General features: G+C 49.0%; 13 protein-coding genes. 8 read left to right on the top strand and 5 right to left on the bottom strand.

The annotated features are described in order from the left end of the window. Window positions 1-15: 15 nt before the first annotated feature. Window positions 16-984, bottom strand: a complete 969-nt coding sequence (locus Q1A54_RS06430; RefSeq protein WP_299985997.1) for a tryptophan 2,3-dioxygenase family protein — start codon at window positions 982-984, stop codon at window positions 16-18. 343 nt (window positions 985-1,327) lie between these two features. Here Q1A54_RS06430 and sdaAB point away from each other — a divergent pair, with 343 nt between their 5' ends. The 7 genes from sdaAB to Q1A54_RS06395 all read left to right on the top strand — a co-directional run bounded on the left by sdaAB (window position 1,328) and on the right by Q1A54_RS06395 (window position 8,877). Continuing rightward, on the top strand, window positions 1,328-2,005 hold the full coding sequence (gene sdaAB / locus Q1A54_RS06425) for an L-serine ammonia-lyase, iron-sulfur-dependent subunit beta (RefSeq protein WP_196114855.1): 678 nt from the start codon (window positions 1,328-1,330) through the stop codon (window positions 2,003-2,005). Window positions 2,006-2,019: 14 nt separating this feature from the next. Continuing rightward, window positions 2,020-3,498 (top strand): TolC family protein, encoded by a 1,479-nt coding sequence (locus Q1A54_RS06420; RefSeq protein WP_196114854.1) that lies wholly within the window; start codon window positions 2,020-2,022, stop codon window positions 3,496-3,498. Between the two features lie 9 nt (window positions 3,499-3,507). Further along, window positions 3,508-4,908, top strand: coding sequence for an efflux RND transporter periplasmic adaptor subunit (locus Q1A54_RS06415; protein WP_299985994.1), 1,401 nt, complete (start codon window positions 3,508-3,510; stop codon window positions 4,906-4,908). Between the two features lie 16 nt (window positions 4,909-4,924). Next, window positions 4,925-5,914, top strand: a complete 990-nt coding sequence (locus tag Q1A54_RS06410) for an NAD(P)H-dependent glycerol-3-phosphate dehydrogenase (protein WP_196114853.1) — start codon at window positions 4,925-4,927, stop codon at window positions 5,912-5,914. 87 nt (window positions 5,915-6,001) lie between these two features. Next, window positions 6,002-6,994 (top strand): acyltransferase, encoded by a 993-nt coding sequence (locus Q1A54_RS06405; protein ID WP_299985992.1) that lies wholly within the window; start codon window positions 6,002-6,004, stop codon window positions 6,992-6,994. A gap of 37 nt (window positions 6,995-7,031) precedes the next feature. Continuing rightward, window positions 7,032-7,433: a (deoxy)nucleoside triphosphate pyrophosphohydrolase gene (locus tag Q1A54_RS06400; RefSeq protein ID WP_299985990.1), complete on the top strand. Its 402-nt coding sequence runs from the start codon at window positions 7,032-7,034 to the stop codon at window positions 7,431-7,433. Window positions 7,434-7,485: 52 nt separating this feature from the next. Beyond that, window positions 7,486-8,877 carry an rRNA methyltransferase gene (locus tag Q1A54_RS06395; protein WP_299985988.1) on the top strand — a complete coding sequence of 464 codons (1,392 nt, stop codon included), beginning with the start codon at window positions 7,486-7,488 and terminating at the stop codon, window positions 8,875-8,877. A gap of 320 nt (window positions 8,878-9,197) precedes the next feature. Here Q1A54_RS06395 and Q1A54_RS06390 read toward each other — a convergent pair whose 3' ends face one another. The 4 genes from Q1A54_RS06390 to pdxH all read right to left on the bottom strand — a co-directional run bounded on the left by Q1A54_RS06390 (window position 9,198) and on the right by pdxH (window position 13,105). Then, window positions 9,198-10,385, bottom strand: a complete 1,188-nt coding sequence (locus Q1A54_RS06390) for a class I SAM-dependent rRNA methyltransferase (protein ID WP_299985987.1) — start codon at window positions 10,383-10,385, stop codon at window positions 9,198-9,200. A 194-nt stretch (window positions 10,386-10,579) separates the two neighbouring features. Continuing rightward, window positions 10,580-11,161 (bottom strand): Maf-like protein, encoded by a 582-nt coding sequence (locus tag Q1A54_RS06385; RefSeq protein ID WP_299985985.1) that lies wholly within the window; start codon window positions 11,159-11,161, stop codon window positions 10,580-10,582. Further along, window positions 11,127-12,425, bottom strand: coding sequence for a DUF1015 domain-containing protein (locus tag Q1A54_RS06380; protein WP_299985983.1), 1,299 nt, complete (start codon window positions 12,423-12,425; stop codon window positions 11,127-11,129). The genes Q1A54_RS06385 and Q1A54_RS06380 overlap by 35 nt, the downstream gene beginning before the upstream one ends. A 29-nt stretch (window positions 12,426-12,454) precedes the next feature. After that, window positions 12,455-13,105, bottom strand: a complete 651-nt coding sequence (pdxH, locus tag Q1A54_RS06375) for a pyridoxamine 5'-phosphate oxidase (protein ID WP_299985981.1) — start codon at window positions 13,103-13,105, stop codon at window positions 12,455-12,457. A 275-nt stretch (window positions 13,106-13,380) separates the two neighbouring features. On the opposite strand from pdxH, the gene Q1A54_RS06370 reads away from it, so the two are divergent. Next, window positions 13,381-13,950 (top strand): YqgE/AlgH family protein, encoded by a 570-nt coding sequence (locus Q1A54_RS06370; protein ID WP_076421796.1) that lies wholly within the window; start codon window positions 13,381-13,383, stop codon window positions 13,948-13,950. The last annotated feature ends 9 nt before the right edge of the window (window positions 13,951-13,959 follow it).

Below are 13,959 nucleotides of genomic sequence, written 5' to 3'. Positions count from 1 at the left end.
TAGCGATCAGTAATTCTAAATATCACCATTCAGCACTTTCTCGACCCAGCCCTTGCCCCAGTTTTCAAGCTCTTCTTCAGACCAAAGCTCCGGGTAGAAAATGCGCTTCTGGAACTTGGGAGGAAGGTATTTCTGCCAGTTGGTCCCGCCTGTGGCAGCAATCACCTCCGGGTCGCGCTGCAGGTAGCGTACGGCTGACTTATAGTGCATCAGCGGCCAATTTACATTCACATTGCTGTCAAGCTCACGCAGCTGGCGAATCAGGCGAGGGTTTTGCTGTTCTTCCTCAGACAAACGCTTATAGACAGCCCAGACATTCATGCCTTCATACTGCCTTGCAAACTGAATGAGTTGCTGCGTATACTTTTCTTCAAATCGGATCAGCGTGAGCGTCTTGGCTCCAGATGACACTTCGGTGGCGCCTTCTTTCCAGTAGATACAGCCCATCAGTTCCTCATGCGTACTTTGCAAGCCCAATGCTTTGCGTTTCTCTTTATCCGTAAGGTTGCGCAATTCTGTCGAGGCAATCTCAATCATGCGGTACTGAACCGACTGGAATCCACTGGCTGGCATCAGTGCCATTCGGAACTGTAGGAATTGCTTCGGGTCCATACCGTCCACCATCACATCAAAGGAGTCGATCAGGTTTTCAAAATAGCGGTTGATACGCTTCAAGCGTTTGAAGAGCACTTCTCCTGTAATCCCTTTATCTTCACCTATTTGCCGGTACTCCTCCAGGCACAGCTTAAAGTAGAGCTCGGTTATCTGGTGGTACATGATGAAGATCTTTTCATCCGGTATGGTCGTGCGAGGGTTCTGCAGGCTCAACAGGGTATCGAGGTGAATGTAATCCCAGTAGTTGAGGTAATCCGTGTAGTAAAGTCCCTCCAGATAGGCTGCCAGATCCTGCCCGAGCGGCACGTACTTGGCTTCCAGTCTGCGGAGTTGATCCAGCACTTCCGACTTAAAAGGTTGTTGCTCCATGGTATACAGATGGGGGTTTATGAGACGCCATTAGCCTACAAATAAAGTAAAACAATCGCATAGATTTTGAAGACGAACCCATATTTATCACTCCTTCCATGAAAACAATTATCTGCCAAAATAAATCCAATGATGCCAGGCAACCATTTTTTTACCATTAGCATCATGTGTGTTGAAGGCTTACAAAGCCGTGCAATTCAATATAGTTGATGGGCCGAATACCGATATTAATAGAGCAAAAGCGACTGTTGGTAGAAATCACCAGAATATACAGGCGAAAAAATGTTATAATAAGCCTTAATTGTTAAATTTGGGTTTTACGATATTTACCCGCTTTATCCCCATGGCAGAAAAAAGCAGTGTCTTTGATATGATTGGTCCCATTATGATAGGTCCCTCAAGCTCCCATACCGCTGGCGTAGTGCGCATTGCGCGTGCGGCCATCCGTGTTTTAGGAACGGCTCCCGAGGAAGCTATCATTACTTTTTATAATTCTTTTGCCCAAACCTACGAGGGCCATGGCTCTGACCGTGCTATTGTAGCAGGGCTGCTGGATTTTAAAACAGATGACAAACGCATCAAGGAAGCTTTTGACCATGCCAAAGAACGCGGCCTGAAGTATACCTTCCGCTCGGTAGGCAACGCATCCACCATGCACCCCAATACCATCAAGCTGAACCTGAAAGCAGGTGACCGGCAGGTGGAAGTGATTGGGCAGAGCCGTGGCGGCGGTGTGATCAAGATTGTAGAGGTAGACGGGTTTACGGCAAACTTCTCGGCCAATCTGCATACGCTGATCATTGACGCGGATGATGTAAAGGGCAGTATCGCCTTTATCGCTACCGTGATCGCACAGGATGATTGTAACATTGCCACCATGAACGTGTCGCGAAAGGGCAGAAATGAAATGGCACGCCAATTCATCGAGATGGACTCCGGCATCAAACCTATCACACTCGAGTACCTGAAACAACTAAGCTGGGTAAAGCATGTGATTTACATCCCTAATATCGACCTTTAAGAAGAAATCATACTATGAAAAAAATGTCAAACAAGGTGCTATTGTTGGCCCTGGGATTAACAGTTGGTGGATTTGGCTCCGCCATGGCGCAGCAGCAAGGTGCAGGAGGTGATGGCGTATGGTCGCTGCAGGAAGCGGTTGATTATGCGAAGGCAAACAACCTGAATGTGCGTCAGAGCAGTCTGAACCGAGATTTAAGCAAGGCTGACCTGAATCAGTCACGTGCAGCCCGGCTGCCCAGTATCAATGCCAATGGTAACTACAGCTTCAATACAGGTTCATTTCAGGACCCGGTAAGCTTTAGCCTGCAGACGCAGAACGCCCGAACTTCCAATGTTTCGATCAACGCGTCAATGCCGCTGTTTGCAGGTTTTCAGCAGGTAAATCAGATCAAGCAGAACAGTTTAGACCTCGAGGCGAGTGAGCAAGACTATCTTTCTGCTCAAAATGATATCACAATCCAGATCGTAACCGCTTATCTGAACATCCTGTTTGCCAACGAACAGATGAATGTTTCGGATCTGCAGCGCAACCTCACCACTCAGCAACTCACCCGTACACAAGCGCTTTTGAAAGCTGGCAGCGTGGCCGAAAATGCTGTGTTGGATCTGGAGTCGCAGCTTGCAACAGATGAGCTTAACTACATTACAGCACAGAATCAGCGCGATATAGCAAGGCTGACGCTGATGCAACTGCTGAATATCCCGACCACAGAAGAGTTTCAGGTAGAAATACCAGACATTCCGGAGCCTGATGAGAACCCAGTCATTGTGGATGGAAGCCAGGTATACGATGTGGCCCTGCAGACGCTCCCTGCCATTCGTGCCACCGATCTGCGCTTGCGCAGTGCCGATACAGGTCTTAGTCTGGCTCGTGGTGCTTATTTCCCACGTCTTAGTCTTTTTGCAGGTGCAGGAAGCAGGTATGCAAGCACCAGCCGCAGACTGTTGGCTATCGAAAGGGAAGTGGTAGGCCGTGTGCCACAAGTTGTATACCTGAACGAAACAGGCTCTGCCTCTCAGACACTCTGGTTTGATAATGTGGAGACACGCCGTATTGATGAATATTACGGTATGTTCCGTCAGTGGGACGACAACCTGAACACACAGGTGGGTGTGTCACTTCAGATTCCGATCCTGAACAGTTTGCAGGTCCGCACCAATGTGCAGCGAGCCAAGATACAGCAGCAAAACGCACAGCTCAATGCGGACATTGCCCGTAACAACCTGCGTCAGACGATCGAGCAGGCCTATGTGGATGCCATCGCGGCACAGCGTCGCTACGCAGCTGCCCGACAGCAGGTAAATGCCTCTGAGAAAAACTTCCGCAATGCTGAACTAAGACTTCAGGGTGGTGTGATCAACACAGTAGATTTCAATGTAGTAGCGAACACCTACCGCTCGGCTCAGTCCAGCCTGGTACAGGCGAAATACGAATATACCTTTAAACTAAAAGTCTTGGATTTCTACCAAGGCAAAGACCTCTCTTTCTAATATAAAATTATGGCAGCGAAAAAATCGAATAAGCTTATTTACACCCTGATAGGCGTTCTGGTTCTGATTCTTGTACTGGCTCTGGTAGCTAAAAAGGCAGGCTGGATTGGCAAGGAAGAAGGAACAGAGGTAGTGCTGGCAGAAGCGAAGCGCTCCGAGATTGTAGAGAAAGTAAGTGCCTCTGGTAAAGTACAACCTGAAACTGAAGTAAAAATAAGCCCGGATGTATCAGGAGAGATCATTGAACTGACCGTGCAGGAAGGCGACTCCGTTGTAAAAGGTCAACTGCTGGTACGCATACGCCCTGACAACTACCAGTCGCTGGTAGACATGCAGACAGCTGGTGTAAACCAGGCTCGTGCTAACCTGGCGCAGTCTAAAGCCCGCTTAGCGCAATCAAAAGCTAATTTTGTTCAGATCGAACAGAACTTTCAGCGCAACAAGAGCCTGTTTGACCAGAAGGTGATATCCGAAGCAGAATTTCAGCAGATCAAATCACAGTACGAAGCAGGTAAGCAGGAGATTGAGTCTATGGCTCAGAGCGTGCGTGCCGCTGAATTCAGTGTTCAGAATGCGCTGGCTTCTTTGAACGACGCCCGTGAGAACCTGAACAAAACTACCATCTATGCTCCGGTAAGCGGAACGGTGTCAAAACTTAACGTGGAAAGAGGAGAGCGAGTGGTAGGTACTTCCCAAATGGCCGGTACAGAGATCATGCGCATTGCCAACCTTAACAACATGGAGGTACGTGTGAACGTGAACGAGAACGACATCATCCGGGTAGGTATGGGAGACTCCGTAATTGTGGAAGTTGACTCATATACCAGCCGCGACGAGAAATTTAAGGGTATTGTAACTTCAATTGCCAATACAGCTAAAGACGCCGCTTCACTGGAAGCCGTGACTGAATTTGAGGTGCGTATCCGTTTGCTGAACGAATCTTACAGCCACCTTGCCGATAAGAACGCCCGTCCTTTCCGTCCGGGCATGACAGCTTCGGTTGACATCATCACAGCACGCAAAAATAACGTTTTATCTGTACCTTTGTCCGCTGTGACGACTCGCTCGAACACGCCAGCCAGATCATCAGGAGAGAATGCTGAAGGAGAAAACGGTAATGGTGAAAATGCAAATAATAACGCGGAACCAGCTCCGGCAGCACCTTCAGGACCAATCGAAGAAGTTGTGTTTGTGTATGCAGACGATAATACTGTTAAATCAGTAAAGGTGAAAACCGGTATCAGCGACTTCGAGAACATCGAGATTCTGAGCGGTCTGGAAGAAGGTCAGAAAATAGTATCCGGTCCTTTCAGAGCTGTATCGAAAACATTGAAAGACGGAGCTAAAGTGGCTGTGAAAGACGAGAAGTCACTAAACAAATCAGCTTTGGCTGAAGCGAATGGTGAATAACAAATAAACATCCGGTTTGGAAAAAATTGCAGTTATAGGAGGGGGAAGTTGGGCATCAGCCCTCGTGAAGATCCTTTCAGAAAATAAATCACAGGTACATTGGTGGATGCGCAACGAAAACGACGTGCAACACCTGATCAATTACCGTCATAACCCACGTTACCTGAGTGGCGTGACCTATGACCTTAACTACGTAAAGCCATCAACGGACCTGCGCAATGTAGTTGCCGTGGCGGACTGGGTGATCCTGGCCGTACCTGCTGCTTTCGTACAAGAGGCACTGAGCGGCCTGGAGCAGGATGCGCTAAAAGACAAAGTACTGATCTCTGCCATCAAAGGAATGATCCCGAAGCAGAACATCCTGATCACTGACTACCTGGGTCAGCAGTACGACGTCCCGAACAGCCACCAACTGGTGATTGCCGGTCCGTGCCATGCCGAAGAGGTGGCCATGGAAAAGCAGTCTTACCTGACCATTGGTTCACACGATCTGCCCACAGCGGAACGCTTCTGCGAATTGCTGCGCAACCGCTACGTCAAAGCCAATCCGCTTGACGACCTGGACGGCGTGGAGTACTGTGCTGTGATCAAGAACATTATTGCGCTGGCTTGCGGTATAGCCCGCGGTCTGAACTACGGCGACAACTTTCAGGCGGTTCTCGTTTCAAATGCCATGCAGGAGATCGAGCGCTTTCTGCATGCCGCCATGCCGATCCACCGCGACCTGAACGGTTCAGCCTACCTGGGAGACCTGCTCGTGACTGCCTATTCACAATTCAGCCGCAACCGTACTTTTGGTAACATGATCGGACATGGCTATACCGTGAAGTCTGCCCAGATTGAGATGAACATGGTGGCGGAGGGTTACTATGCTGTGCAAAGCATTTACGAGCTCAATAAAAAGCTAAAAGTAGACATGCCGATCACGACAGCAGTATACCTGATCCTGTACGAGCGCATCGCACCGGCTGTGGAGTTTGAGATACTGAAGGAGAAACTCACCTAAGCCGTAACAGACCATATAGCGCGAAAGGCATACCCTGTGGTGTGCCTTTCGCGTTTAAAGCCCATATTGATTGGTCGGGCCTGATACATGAAACAGCATTTCCAACAAATTGATATCCTGAAGGGACTGGCCATTATCGCCGTGCTGCTGTTGCACTCGCTCTCGCGGGAGCAATTGGTTGGCAGCTATGCTGTGTTTCATATCTGGCAGGCTGTACCTGTTTTTATGGTATTGATGGGGCTGAACCTGGGGATGTCTTACGGCAGCAAAACACTGCATTTTGACCAGCTATATACCCCGCATTATTTTCAGAAGAAGGCCCTGCGCATCATTTTCCCGCTTTTGCTGATCTATATCATCGCCTTAGTTGCGGGCTATGTATCAGAACAGGTATACGCACGGGAAGTCTATACCCTGGGCTGGAAAAACCTGATTGGCGTACTGCCTGTTTCAGGCAAAGGCAATTACTTTATCACGCTTTTATTGCAGTCTTTGATCGTGCTTCCCCTGATTGGCTATACCTTCCATCGCTGGCCTATTCGCACCAGTATTGTGTTGGTACTCTTGGAAATAATCTTTCAGCTCACAGCTTATCACATTAATTATTTCGAAGAGGACCGCTCTCTGTACGATGCAGCACTATTCCGTTACTTTTCAGCTATAGCCCTGGGCTTATGGCTCTCCCTACTGATTACCAACCCTTTTCAGAAAAAGAATAGTTTGTTATTGCTACTGGCGGGTATTGCCAGTGGCATATACCTGTACTTTCATCAGTATCAGGATATCAGTCTGCCATACATAAGACCCGAATGGCAATCACAACTGTTCCTGACTTTCCCATACGCCACTTTACTTATTTACCTGGTCATTCTGGCTTTCCCGCAGCAGTCGGACCATGTGGTACTTCGCTTGATGGCTAATATTGGAAAAGCATCCTACCATGTTTTTCTGGTGCAGGTGCTATACTTTGGACTAGTACGGGATGACTCAGATATAATACTAAACCTGGCTATTTGCTTACTGGCTGGCCAATTATTCTTTTTGCTGGACTCTTACCTGAGTAAAAAAATATCACATTAAAAGTCAATACATTTCTGCCACTTCACTAACTTATGCTATGATTACAAAAGTTACCTGTGCCCTGATTGAACAATATGGTCGCGTGCTGGTTACCCAGCGCAGTGAAACGATGCCGCAAGCCATGCTATGGGAATTCCCCGGCGGAAAAGTAGAAGATGGTGAGACTGAGATCGCCTGCCTGATACGTGAGATTCAAGAGGAACTAAACCTGAGCATCACCCCGGTGCAGCGTCTTACACCTGTTGTACAGGAATACGATGATAAAAGGATCGAACTTATACCTTTCCTTTGCCAGTACGACGGCGGAACAATCAAGCTCACAGAACACCGCTCTTACCACTGGGTAATGCCACAGGATCTGTCCAATTACGATTGGTGTCCGGCTGATATTCCCATTGTGCAGGAGTTTTTGGCGCTAATAAATGAGCAACCGACCTAACAACACATATCACTTCTTTTCCTGAAAGACCAAATAGCCGTACCTTTAGGGTATGGAATTACCTCATTCATTTGTCGAGCGCATGAAAGGGCAACTGGGAGCGGACTATACCCGCTTCGAGTCAGCTTTGCAACACCCTGCGCCGGTCAGCATCCGTTTAAACAAAAATAAGCTGCAGGGGCAGCCTAACCTGCCACGGGTCCCCTGGACAGAGACGGGCTATTACCTGCCTTCGCGACCACAGTTCACGCTGGACCCGCGTCTGCATGCCGGTGCCTACTATGTGCAGGAGGCAAGTTCCATGTTTCTGGAGCAAGCGCTTCGTCAGCATGTTGACCTCAGCCAGTCGCTCCGTGTGCTGGACCTTTGTGGAGCGCCCGGAGGCAAGTCAACTCACATCGCAAGTTTGATCTCAACTGACAGCTTGTTGGTCGCCAACGAAGTCATCCGCAGCCGTGCCAGCATACTGGCTGAGAACGTGACCAAGTGGGGAAGCGGCAATGTGGTAGTAACCAACAATGACCCGCGTGATTTTGGCAGACTGCCAGAGTTTTTTGATGTGATGGTGGTAGACGCCCCCTGCAGTGGCGAAGGCATGTTCCGCAAGGACCCGCAGGCAATGAATGAATGGTCAGACGAGAACGTGAACCTATGCGCTCAGCGGCAGCAGCGCATCCTGATGGATGTGTGGGAAGCCCTGCGACCGGGTGGTATCCTGATCTACAGCACCTGTACCTGGAATCTGGCGGAAAACGAACAGAACATTGCCTGGCTGGCTGACCAGGAAAATGCGCAACCGCTATCACTCACACTGGATCCGGCATGGGGGGTAGAAGCTACTTCCCTCGACAGTGTTGCTGGCTATCGTTTCTACCCGCATCAGGTGCAGGGCGAAGGTTTCTTTTTGTCAGTCATCCGAAAGGCAGGAGAGTATGAAGAACCGCAGCGATCATCCAAAAAGAAAAAATTTAAACTGACCCACGCTGGCAAGAAAGAACAAGCTATGGTCAATGACTGGCTTACGGAAACGGAGCGCTTTGCATGGGTACAGTACGGTGAAGTGATATCGGCTATACCTGAAAATCTGTTCGAAGAAGTTGACCAGCTCTACCAGAATCTATACGTGATCTACGCAGGCACCGAAATAGCTGAAGCGAAAGGCAAAAAGCTGAAGCCGTTGCAAGCCCTGGCACTTTCGCAATATCTCAACAAAGCAGCTTTCCGCACGGAAGAGCTCGACCTGGAATCGGCTTTGCGTTATCTCCGTAAAGAAGACATCGGTATCAGCGGCAACAGCAATGACTGGATCCTGCTGCAATTTGAAAACCTGCCCCTCGGCTGGGCAAAGCAAGTTGGCAACCGTCTCAATAACTACTACCCAAAGGAATGGCGCATCCGCATGGAATTGCCTCAAGTTATCGAGTTTGAGAGTTGGGGAGTTTAGGAGTAAGAAGGTTGGATTGTAGCGCCGTGGTTCTACGCAGCATTAACGTTTCTTTGTAGGGACAGGTCGCGACCTGTCCGAATCGTGCATAGGCAATTAGGCACTTATGTTTTTTAAGGTAGGTCAAGTTAAATAAAGCTGATTAAACCACCATTAGCCTAATCTTATTCCAAGCTCACGTATGTCGGCTAACGGCAGTTGTAGACTTCCCCTAAAGTTGAGAGCCATAAAAATAAGGAAACCCGCTAAAAAGGCGGGTTTCCTTATTTTATCGTAGTGAATAAGCCAGAATTAACAACTCACAAACTCCTAAACTCACCTTACTCTACAAACAGCACCAGCCCCTTCAAATATTCACCTTCGGGGTGGAAGATGGAAATTGGGTGGTCGGCGGGTTGGGAGAGATGGTGCATGATCTTGATGTTGCGTCCAGCTTCAATGGCAGCTGCCATCACCGTGTTGTTGAACAGGTATTTGTCTACCACCTGTGAGCAAGAGAATGTAAACAGAATGCCACCCGGCTTGATGCGCTTCATCGCCTCGGCATTCAGGCGCTTATAGCCCATCACGGCATTATGACGCACTTTCTGGCTCTTGGCAAATGCCGGCGGGTCCAGAATGATCACTTCGTAGCGATCTTCCTTACCTTTCAAGAACTCGAACGTATCTACGGCATACGCTTCATGGCGGTCAGGTGCCTGACTCAGTTCACCATTTTTGATTGTCAGTTCAATGGCTTTTTTGGATACATCCACCGAGTGTACTTCTTTGGCACCGGCATTCAGGGCGTATACCGAGAAACCACCGGTATAGCAAAAGGTGTTTAGCACTGACTTGTCTTTGACGTAGCGGGCCAACAACTCCCGGTTTTCGCGCTGGTCTATGAAGAAGCCTGTCTTCTGACCGCTTTCCCAATCCACAAAGAACTGGTTCTCGTTCTCGGTTACCACTACGCCGCCGCTTGACTCGCCAAGCAGATAGCCATTTTCAGCCTGTACCGGCGACTTCGCCGGTAATGACTCGGCGCTCTTGTCATATACCGCCTTTAGGTGCGGACCGTAGATTTCCTGCAGCGCTTTGGCAACATGCTCGCGCACAGAATACATGCCCACAGAGTGCGTCTGGATCACGGCCGTGTCTTTGTACATGTCTACGATCAGCCCGGGTACGCCATCGCCTTCGGCGTATACCAGACGGTATACATCCGTATGCGGATTGTCGATCAGTCCAAGACGATTACGATAGTCATAGGCTTGCTGCACCTTGCTTTTCCAGAAGGTATAGTCCGGCTCAACTTGCTCAAAAGAAAACACGCGCACCGCGATAGAGCCCGGCGCCCAATGGCCCATGCCCAGAAATTCGCGCTGATTGGAGTATACCTCCACCGTGTCGCCTTCTTCCGGCTCCGTTCCTTCTATTTTTTTGATAGCGCCAGAGAAAACCCACGGGTGAAAACGCTTCAGGGAGTGTTCTTTTCCTTTGGCCAGGTATAATTTGGTAAGAGACATCTAGATTTATATAGTAATTGATGATGTGCTGATTCGGCAGTTAAATTAAAAGCGAATACGATTATTAATAATTCCGTTAATTAACCCTAGCAGCATGAAACAGATTAAGCTGTATAGGTAAAATATCGTTCCGTTTTTAGAGAAGAATTTGATCCTTGCTATACCTGCAATCGGAGAAACAGTGAATAGCAAACTTACAAAGTGATCACCTGTAAATCCTTCAGGTAGGTATAGAGTTTCTGAACAGGCAGGCCTACTACATTAAAATAGGAGCCCTCGATCTTCTCGATACCGATCTTGCCAATCCACTCCTGTATACCGTAGGCACCCGCTTTGTCGAAAGGCTGATAGTGCTCGATGTAGTAATTGATTTCCTCGTCACTTAACGTCTTAAAATAGACCTTAGTCACGTCATGAAAGATGGTCTTTGAATTTTTCGTGAGTATACAGACGCCCGTAATCACTTCGTGGTGTTTCCCTGACAAGGCCCGCAGCATTTCAAAAGCTTCTGCGGCATCCGCTGGTTTGTTCAGGATGCGATCACCCAGGCAAACGATCGTATCGGCCGTGATCAGCACTTCATTTTGTAGGTCGGAGGTATAGGCGTCGGCTTTGTGCGAAGCCAGAAACTCGGCCACCTGCTCGCGTTGCAGGTGCTCCGGGAAATCCTCATGGACCTCCTTTACATGCACTTCGAACTGAAGCCCGAGCCCGGCCAAGAGTTCTTTGCGGCGTGGGGAGTTAGAGGCAAGCAGTATCGGACGAGATAAATTCATTTTCTTTGATTGAGCTGAATAAAAATCCGCAAATCGTTTTCGGGTAAAAGAAGGTGGACTTCTGCGGCATGATTGCACCACTGTAACAAACGCGTTTCACCTGTTCCATCGACACATCGTTGGTGATCAGGGCCAGACGAGCTTTACCGGAGTCAACCTGGCTGACACAGGCGGTGAAGTTGCGCACGTAGCTCAGGCCAGGATAGTCGCGTTGTGCTTCACGGCCAATACCCAGCACCTTTTCAAACACGAAATAGTGCATCACGGTCAGGTCAAGATCTTTTACTTCCTGCGGTACCGGCCAGTCGATCTGCTGGTGCACTTCCGGCTTTAGGCGCAGCTTGTAGGCATTACCTGAAAGGTATAGACCAAAAGCCCAGTTCTTGCCCACGATCACCTCGTTGAGTTCGTAGGCATCCTCTTTCGGGGTTACCACAAAGTACTCCCGCAGGCGCTCCAGAAACTCTTCGTCCGTCAGATCTATATTTTCCAGCACCCGATGTGTCGGCAAAATGCGTAGATCGTCGGCTTCGGTGTTGGTCAGGTACATCAGGTGGTAGTTGTAAGCTTCCATGCCGGTGTGGTTGGGATTGTCGGCCATGCGCTTTTTGCGGTACTCCAGCGAGCCCTCGTAACGGTGGTGTCCATCCGCCAACAGTACCTGTCGCGACTCCAGTACCGCCAAAAAATGCTTGATCACGTCACGGTCATGAATCACGGCCAGTACGTCGCGCACCCCCTGGTAGTCTTCCGTTACATAAAGTGGCGATTGAATACTTTCATCCATGTAACGTTCCAGCACAAAATCAGGATCAGTGTAGAGCCCATGGGTGGCACTGGTGTTCATCAGGGTTTTGTCGAGCAGGTCTATGCGATCATTCACAGCACTCGGAATAGTGTTTTCGTGGCGAAGGAGCATACCTTCGTTCCAGTCGTAAGCTTTGATATGGCAGATAAAACCCTTGCGGCAGTATTCTCGGTCGCTACCCGGGAGCCTGAAATACTGGTAGTACACATAAATGCCCGGTAGCGGGTCCTGCACAATTGTACCCGCTGCTTTCCACTCTTGCAGCATGTCTGCCGCAGTGTCAGCGGGCGTATCGCCGCGAGGTACTGAAAGGTGTATGCTGTTGATCGGGTTCTGGTACAGCGCCTCCCGCTGCTTCGCTGACACCACATCAAAAAGGGGAGAGGTCAGTTCTTCAATTGACTGGTTCAGCTCTTCTTTGTAGCGCCATGCTTTTATGGGTAGTATTTCAGCCATCAGGTTTGCTTACAGGTATAGGTATAGAATCAGGGTGCGAGCCTTTTGCGGTTCCATTGGGCGTCGGCATGTTCAAACACGATGCGGTCGTGCAATCGGTTTGGGCGGCCTTGCCAGAACTCAATACGCTCAGGCTTCAGCACATAGCCTCCCCAGTGATGTGGACGGGGTACTACATCCAGGCTGGCAAAGTCTAGTTCATATTTCGCCTCCGCCTGTTCCAGCTCTTCACGATTGTTTATCTCACAGCTCTGCGGCGAGGCCCAGGCCCCGATCTGGCTGCCACGCGGACGGCTATGGAAGTACACATCCGATACCTCCGGGGCCACTTTCTCTATAGTGCCTTCAATGCGCACCTGCCTCTCCAGCTCCGCCCAGAAAAAGGTCATCGAGCCATAAGGCCGCTCCGCCATTTCCTGTCCTTTGCGGCTTTCGTAATTGGTAAAAAACACAAAACCCTCCGAAGAAACTTCCTTTAAAAGCACCACACGTGACGAAGGACGACAATCAGCCGACACGGTAGAAATCACCAGCGCCGTAGGCTCCAGCACCTCCGAATGGATAGCCTCATTCAGCCATACCTTAAACTGATCAAGCGGATCATTGGAAACGGATTCTTCAGTAAGAGCCTGCCGGGAGTAATTCTTCCGGATAGAGGCAATGTCATGCTGTAGCGACATAAAGGACTAGATGTTTTGCCCAAAATTATAAAATAATCGGCTGAGGCTTAAATTTTAATTAATATTGCAATAATTTAAAATTATTTTATAAAATTAGAAGACTTATTTCCAGTGCTTACAGGTTTCGTCCCGTTATCAAATGTTTTGGATGGCTTTGTTAAATGAAGGGAACTGTACCCTAATGTGTTGTTTCCGTAAGAAGGTATAAATAGCGATTGCCAGGCCTGCCAGGCCAGAAGTTTTTGTAAGGTAAAGCAACTAAACCCTGGAGAACAATGGAGGAAGAAAGCGAAAATAAGCCACAAAACGGCAGCATACTGATATCGGAGCCATACCTGGGTGACCCGAACTTTGAGCGAACTGTGGTGCTGATATGCAGCCACGTGGAGGGAGAGGGGACATTTGGGCTGGTACTCAACCGATTATCAAACCTAAAGCTGTCTGATGTGGTTGATATTTATAATGATTCATTTGAAGCCGAACTCGGTATAGGGGGACCTGTGCAATACAACACCTTGCACTATGTACACCAGATACCGGATCTGCCGCAGGCAGTGCAGCTGGATGACAATCTGTATTGGGGTGGCGACTTTGAGTCGCTACGCACCATGATCGGCACAGGAGAGGTAACACCGGCAGATATCAAGTTCTTTCTTGGCTACTCCGGATGGACACCTGGCCAGCTGCAGGAGGAGATCGACAAAAATGTTTGGATCGTGAACAACAATGCTGCGAATAAATTATTTAATTTGGAAGCAGATACGCTTTGGCGAAACATACTGCGCCAAATGGGCGGGAAATACAAGGTACTATCAAACTACCCCGTAGACCCCCGCCTGAACTGACAAAACGTG

The organism is uncultured Pontibacter sp. (assembly GCF_947502515.1).
Taxonomy (GTDB): Bacteria; Bacteroidota; Bacteroidia; order Cytophagales; family Hymenobacteraceae; genus Pontibacter.
Note: the sequence above shows the minus strand (reverse complement) of the source record. Positions and strands in the feature narration are given on the sequence as shown.

Excerpts from the sequence above, each read along its gene's own strand:
- Q1A54_RS06405 (WP_299985992.1), top strand. The coding sequence starts at position 6,002 with ATGAAACAGCATTTCCAACAAATTGATATCCTGAAGGGACTGGCCATT.
- Q1A54_RS06385 (WP_299985985.1), bottom strand. The coding sequence starts at position 11,161 with ATGAATTTATCTCGTCCGATACTGCTTGCCTCTAACTCCCCACGCCGC.
- pdxH (WP_299985981.1), bottom strand. The coding sequence starts at position 13,105 with ATGTCGCTACAGCATGACATTGCCTCTATCCGGAAGAATTACTCCCGG.
- Q1A54_RS06395 (WP_299985988.1), top strand. The coding sequence starts at position 7,486 with ATGGAATTACCTCATTCATTTGTCGAGCGCATGAAAGGGCAACTGGGA.
- Q1A54_RS06390 (WP_299985987.1), bottom strand. The coding sequence starts at position 10,385 with ATGTCTCTTACCAAATTATACCTGGCCAAAGGAAAAGAACACTCCCTG.
- Q1A54_RS06415 (WP_299985994.1), top strand. The coding sequence starts at position 3,508 with ATGGCAGCGAAAAAATCGAATAAGCTTATTTACACCCTGATAGGCGTT.
- Q1A54_RS06380 (WP_299985983.1), bottom strand. The coding sequence starts at position 12,425 with ATGGCTGAAATACTACCCATAAAAGCATGGCGCTACAAAGAAGAGCTG.
- Q1A54_RS06400 (WP_299985990.1), top strand. The coding sequence starts at position 7,032 with ATGATTACAAAAGTTACCTGTGCCCTGATTGAACAATATGGTCGCGTG.
- Q1A54_RS06370 (WP_076421796.1), top strand. The coding sequence starts at position 13,381 with ATGGAGGAAGAAAGCGAAAATAAGCCACAAAACGGCAGCATACTGATA.
- Q1A54_RS06430 (WP_299985997.1), bottom strand. The coding sequence starts at position 984 with ATGGAGCAACAACCTTTTAAGTCGGAAGTGCTGGATCAACTCCGCAGA.
- Q1A54_RS06420 (WP_196114854.1), top strand. The coding sequence starts at position 2,020 with ATGAAAAAAATGTCAAACAAGGTGCTATTGTTGGCCCTGGGATTAACA.
- sdaAB (WP_196114855.1), top strand. The coding sequence starts at position 1,328 with ATGGCAGAAAAAAGCAGTGTCTTTGATATGATTGGTCCCATTATGATA.